This is a genomic window from Kandleria vitulina DSM 20405 (assembly GCF_000702065.1).
In the GTDB taxonomy this organism is placed as follows: domain Bacteria; phylum Bacillota_I; class Bacilli_A; order Erysipelotrichales; family Coprobacillaceae; genus Kandleria; species Kandleria vitulina.
This window is the reverse complement of sequence record NZ_JNKN01000060.1, coordinates 1-5,277: the sequence shown is the minus strand read 5'-3', so window position 1 is coordinate 5,277 and position 5,277 is coordinate 1. Positions and strand designations below refer to the sequence as shown.

4 protein-coding genes are annotated in these 5,277 nt (G+C 34.3%); 3 read left to right on the top strand and 1 reads right to left on the bottom strand.

Annotated features, from left to right (window positions below):
- Positions 1–136 precede the first annotated feature (136 nt).
- From T513_RS0109385 to T513_RS0109375, 3 genes are all read left to right on the top strand, one after another.
- Positions 137–1,024: a PHP domain-containing protein gene (locus tag T513_RS0109385; protein ID WP_031589881.1), complete on the top strand. Its 888-nt coding sequence runs from the start codon at positions 137–139 to the stop codon at positions 1,022–1,024.
- Positions 1,014–1,589 (top strand): sugar O-acetyltransferase, encoded by a 576-nt coding sequence (locus T513_RS0109380; protein ID WP_031589880.1) that lies wholly within the window; start codon positions 1,014–1,016, stop codon positions 1,587–1,589. The genes T513_RS0109385 and T513_RS0109380 overlap by 11 nt, the downstream gene beginning before the upstream one ends.
- A gap of 64 nt (positions 1,590–1,653) precedes the next feature.
- The gene (locus tag T513_RS0109375) at positions 1,654–3,132 is read left to right on the top strand and encodes a glycoside hydrolase family 1 protein (RefSeq protein ID WP_031589879.1); all 1,479 of its coding nucleotides are present in this window, start codon (positions 1,654–1,656) and stop codon (positions 3,130–3,132) included.
- A 228-nt stretch (positions 3,133–3,360) separates the two neighbouring features.
- Here T513_RS0109375 and asnB read toward each other — a convergent pair whose 3' ends face one another.
- The gene (gene asnB, locus T513_RS0109365) at positions 3,361–4,944 is read right to left on the bottom strand and encodes an asparagine synthase B (protein WP_031589878.1); all 1,584 of its coding nucleotides are present in this window, start codon (positions 4,942–4,944) and stop codon (positions 3,361–3,363) included.
- Positions 4,945–5,277 lie beyond the last annotated feature (333 nt).

The window sequence follows — 5,277 nt, the reverse complement described above, 5'->3', positions numbered from 1 at the left end:
TTATCCGGCGCATTTTATTTTTGAAAACTAATCCAGATTATCTATCCGGGTCAGCCCCTTTTTTCATGAACAGAAAGATTGTTGAGGAAGAATGATATTTATGTTTTCATGAAAATAGAGAAAAGGAGGCTTAAAAATGAGAACTCATATTGATTTACACATGCATTCACTGTATTCGGATGATGGAGAATTCACCCCAGCTGAACTCGTTGAACAATGTCATAAGGCAGGAATAGATATCATGGCAGTTGCTGACCATAACTGGGTTAAGGGAATTGATGAAGCAAAAGAAGCAGCTAAAAAATACAATATAGCTGTAATCCCTGCTATTGAAATCGACTGTACCTATAAAGGGGTCAATCTCCATGTATTAGGATATGGCATTGACTATCATCATCCCTCATTTAATCAGTTGGGAGACAATATTCTTAAACAGGAATTAGCTTTATCAGATGTGAAATTAGAAAAAACAAATGCTTTATTTCACACAGAACTAAGAAAAGAACAGCTTCTTTCAATCATGCCAAATGGCGTCTTTACAGGAGAAGCATTTGCCCAAGCTTTACTTGAGGATGAAAGATATCTTCAGCTAGAAGCATTAAAACCCTATAGAGAAAAAGGAGAGAGAAGTGATAATCCATATGTGAATTTCTATTGGGATTACTATTCTCAAGGAAAAGCTATTTATACAAAAGTAAACTATCCTTCATTAGAAGAAATCATTAAACTTATTAAATCTCATGGTGGTATTTCTATATTGGCTCATCCAGGCAATAATCTAAAAAATCAATTTGAATTATTTGATGAGATGGTTCAATTAGGACTTGATGGAGTAGAAGCTTTCTCAAGTTATCATGATCAAAAAACATGCGAGTATTTCTATAATAAAGCAAAAGAGCTTAATGTTTATTATACTTGCGGTAGTGATTTTCATGGAAAAACAAAACCTTCTATTCATTTAGGAGATTGTCATTGCAATGTGGAAATAAATATTGATTTGAAAGGATTAGCACATGATGAGTGAAAAAGAAAAGATGGAGAAAGGAATGTGGTATGATGCCAATTATGATCCAGAATTATTTGCATTAAGAAAAAGAGCACAAGCGAAAGCATTAAAACTAAGTGCTATGCCACATGATCAATTTGAAGAAAGAAATAAAGCTATTAAAGAACTGCTTGGCTATATGCCAGAAGAGTTTGATCTTGTCACACCTTTTATGGTTGATTATGGTGTCAATATACATATTGGAAAATCAGTCTTTATTAATGCCAACTGTTATTTTATGGATTGTGCCAATATTACTATTGGTGAACATACTTTCATTGGACCCTATTGTGGACTCTATACGGCAACGCATCCTTTAAGCTATAAACAAAGAAATAAAGGATTAGAAAAAGCGTTGCCTATCACTATTGGTAAGAACTGCTGGCTAGGAGGCAATGTATCAATTATGCCAGGTGTCACTATCGGCGATGGCTGTGTTATTGCAGCAGGAGCAGTTGTTAATAGGGATGTAGAGGAAAACTGTCTTGTAGCAGGTGTTCCTGCAAAAGTCATCAGAAAGATTGATCAGAATGAATTATTATAAATTTCTATATGTGAAAGAGCTTTTTTGTTTTTGTATAGTAAGAATATAAAGGAGGAGTAATAGAATGAGTTTTCCAAAAGATTTTTTATGGGGTGGCGCAACAGCAGCCAACCAGGTTGAAGGTGGCTGGAATCTTGGAGGAAGAGGTCCAGCACTTACTGACTTTACAACTGGAGGATCTGTAAAAGAACCTCGTTATGAAACATTTATTGATAAAGATGGCAATCCAGGCAAGAAATTACAGAAAACACCACTTCCTGAAGGTGCACATTATGCTGTGATTGATGGTTATCATTATCCTAATCAGCAAGCAGTTGACTTTTATCATCATTATAAAGAAGATATTGCACTGTTTGCAGAAATGGGATTTAAGACATTCAGAATGTCTATTTCCTGGTCAAGACTTTATCCTAAGGGAATTGAAAAAGAACCTAACAAGGAAGGAATTGAATTCTACAGAAATGTATTTAAAGAGCTTAGAAAATATAATATTGAACCATTGGTAACAATCTGGCACTTTGATACACCAGCATATCTAGAAGAACATGGTGGATGGCTAAATAGAGAAGTCATCGATGACTATGTGCGCTTTGCGACAACATGTTTTACTGAATATAAAGGTTTAGTAAAGTACTGGTTAACATTCAATGAAATCAATAATACCGTAATGTTCTTGAACATGTTTGGAAAAACAGCAACAGATAAAGAATATCAGGATGCCTATCAAATTTTACATTATCAGCTTGTCGCAAGTGCAAAAGCTGTACAGATTGGACATGCGATTGACCAAGAGAATATGATTGGATGCATGATCTGTGGTATCACTCGTTACCCTGCAACATGTGATCCTGAAGATATTCTAAAGAACAGATATGAGTGGGAAAAAGGTATCTTCTATTGTGGAGATGTACAATGCAAAGGCCGTTATGGTACTTATGTAAAACGTTTATGGGATGAACATCATGTTAAGTTAGATATCACTGAAGAAGATCTATTAGATCTACAATCAGGTACTGTTGATATGTATACATTCTCTTACTACATGTCATCACTTGAAACAACACATCAATTAAAAGATAAAGTGTCAGGAAACTTTGTTTCTGGTGCAAGAAATGAATATCTCACATATTCAGATTGGGGATGGGCATTTGATCCAAAAGGATTAAGATATTATCTAGAAATGATCTATGATCGTTATGAACTGCCATTGATGATCGTAGAAAATGGATTAGGTGCTTACGATACAGTAGAAGAAGATGGATCTATTCATGATCAATATCGTATTGATTACTATAGAGAACACATTAAAGAAATGAACATTGCGATTGAACATGGTGTAGACCTTATTGGTTATACAACATGGGGATGTATTGATCTTGTTTCAGCAGGTACTGGTGAAATGAGAAAGAGATATGGATTTATTTATGTAGATATGGACGATGAAGGTAAAGGTTCAATGAAACGCTCTCGAAAAGATTCTTTCTATTGGTATAAACAAGTCATTGCCAGCAATGGAGATCATTTAGATGATCTTGCAAAATAAGAAGTTAACGTTTTATTCTTATATCGGAATAGGAGTAGAGAGTATTCATTTGGTATAGGTACCTGCTTCAATCTTGTGTGTATTGGCTATATTGTGGAATATGTTGGAGAGTTCTATAAGCTTATGGATATCAAGCTTACTGATGAAGAGATGAAATATCTAGAAGAACCTTATGCTCATAATCAATATGGTTTTAGATAACAAAAAAAGATGCAATCGCATCTTTTTTTATTTTCCAGAATCTCCATAGTTGTCAAGGAATCTTGCGGAAGGATCATTGACATCACAATGTTCCCAAGTCTTGTTTGGCATCCAGAAGTCCTTGATCCATTTTGAAGAATCAGGATAGAATTCTTCAAAGATATCTCTATATAATAATGACTCTTTAGTAAAAGGTGTACCATATGGATATTTTTCTTTTGCTTTTAAGACATCTTCTTCAGTATATTTTTCTTCAGCATATTCTTTAAGATAATCGACCATTGAATGTCCAACAGCATCACTGAAGGCTGCTTTTTCTCTAAATAAGATATCATCTGGAAGATAATCCAATCCTTCAAAAGCATGACGTAATAAGTATTTACCTTTGTTATAATGGTTCATCTTTTTATCTGGGTTAATGCTCATGGCATAATCCACAAATCTTAAATCAGCGAAAGGAACACGTCCTTCAAGAGCATTAGCTGAAATACAGCGATCTGCACGAAGTACATCATACATGTAAAGCTCCTTGATACGCTTTTTTGATTCTTCCTGGAAAGCTTCAGGAGTAGGAGCAAAGTCAGTGTATTTATAACCAAATAATTCATCAGATACTTCACCAGTCATGATAACTTTGATATCTGTGTTCTTATGAATATAGTGACATAAGATATACATACCAATAGAAGCACGGATAGTAGTGATATCCCATGTTTCAAGATGATAGATGACTTCTCTTAATGCATTTAAGACATCTTCTTTTGTCATGATGACTTCTGTATGTTCAGTTCCTAAATAATCAGCAACCTGTTTTGCATACTTTAAATCAATTGGATCAGTTTCCATCCCAATCGCAAATGTACGAATAGGGTGGTCAGTAATCTTTTGACCAATGGAACATACTAGAGATGAATCCAATCCACCTGATAATAAGTATCCAACAGGAGCATCAGCCTGTAATCTTTTCTTAACACCAGCTACTAGACGTTCTCTTAGTTCAGTCGCAATTGTTTCAATTGAATCATCGTTCATTAGTTTGACATCACTTAAATCATTGTAGCAGACAAACTTTTCTCCATCATAGTAATGTCCTGGTGGGAAAGGAAGGATGTCATCACATAAATCAAACAATGCTTTCGCTTCACTTGCGACCGCAAATTTATGTTCACCCTTAGTATATCCATAAAATAAAGGACGAATACCCATAGGGTCTCTTGCTGCCATAAATTTCTTTGTTTTAGTATCATATAATGCAAATGCAAATTCTGCATCTAAATATTTGCACATCACATCAAGACCAAACTTCTGATAGAGGGGAATAAGTACTTCACAGTCGCTTCCGCTCTTATAAGGGAAATCACTAACGATTTTCTTTAATGCTCTGAAGTTATAGATTTCACCATTGCATACAAGCATAACACCAGCATTTTCAAAAGGCTGCATTCCTTTAGGTGACAAGTCCATAATTGCTAAACGATCAAAACCAAATGTTCTTTGATGATAATAAACTGATCTTGTCATATCAGGACCACGATCACTGATTTTCCATAAAGATTTGTTAAAAGTATCTAATGTAAATTCATCTGAGTCTAATGCTAAAATACCACACATAATATTTTCCTCCTTCATTAACAGGTAGTGTCAAAAATCTATACCACATAGCACTAATACACTACCCTCAATTTTATCTATATAAACAGTAAAATGATTACTGAGTATATCTTAGTAATCATCTTTTTTCGTATTTAACTAAAAAAGATGAAACAACCTGTGTTATACTTTTAGCGCGAACAAAAAATATCACGAAAGGATGTTTCATCATGGAAAGTATAACACATTTAATTAATTCTATTGAATCTTTTTCTAAACAAAATTTTAAGTTCTCTCAGTATTTTCAGGCTTTGAATCTCCTTGGCAAGATTCCTGACACTGTTTCCCATCGTC

What these genes read in the sequence shown, in the direction of transcription:
- T513_RS0109375 (WP_031589879.1), top strand. Translation starts at nt 1,654, where the DNA reads ATGAGTTTTCCAAAAGATTTTTTATGGGGTGGCGCAACAGCAGCCAAC.
- T513_RS0109385 (WP_031589881.1), top strand. Translation starts at nt 137, where the DNA reads ATGAGAACTCATATTGATTTACACATGCATTCACTGTATTCGGATGAT.
- asnB (WP_031589878.1), bottom strand. Translation starts at nt 4,944, where the DNA reads ATGTGTGGTATTTTAGCATTAGACTCAGATGAATTTACATTAGATACT.
- T513_RS0109380 (WP_031589880.1), top strand. Translation starts at nt 1,014, where the DNA reads ATGATGAGTGAAAAAGAAAAGATGGAGAAAGGAATGTGGTATGATGCC.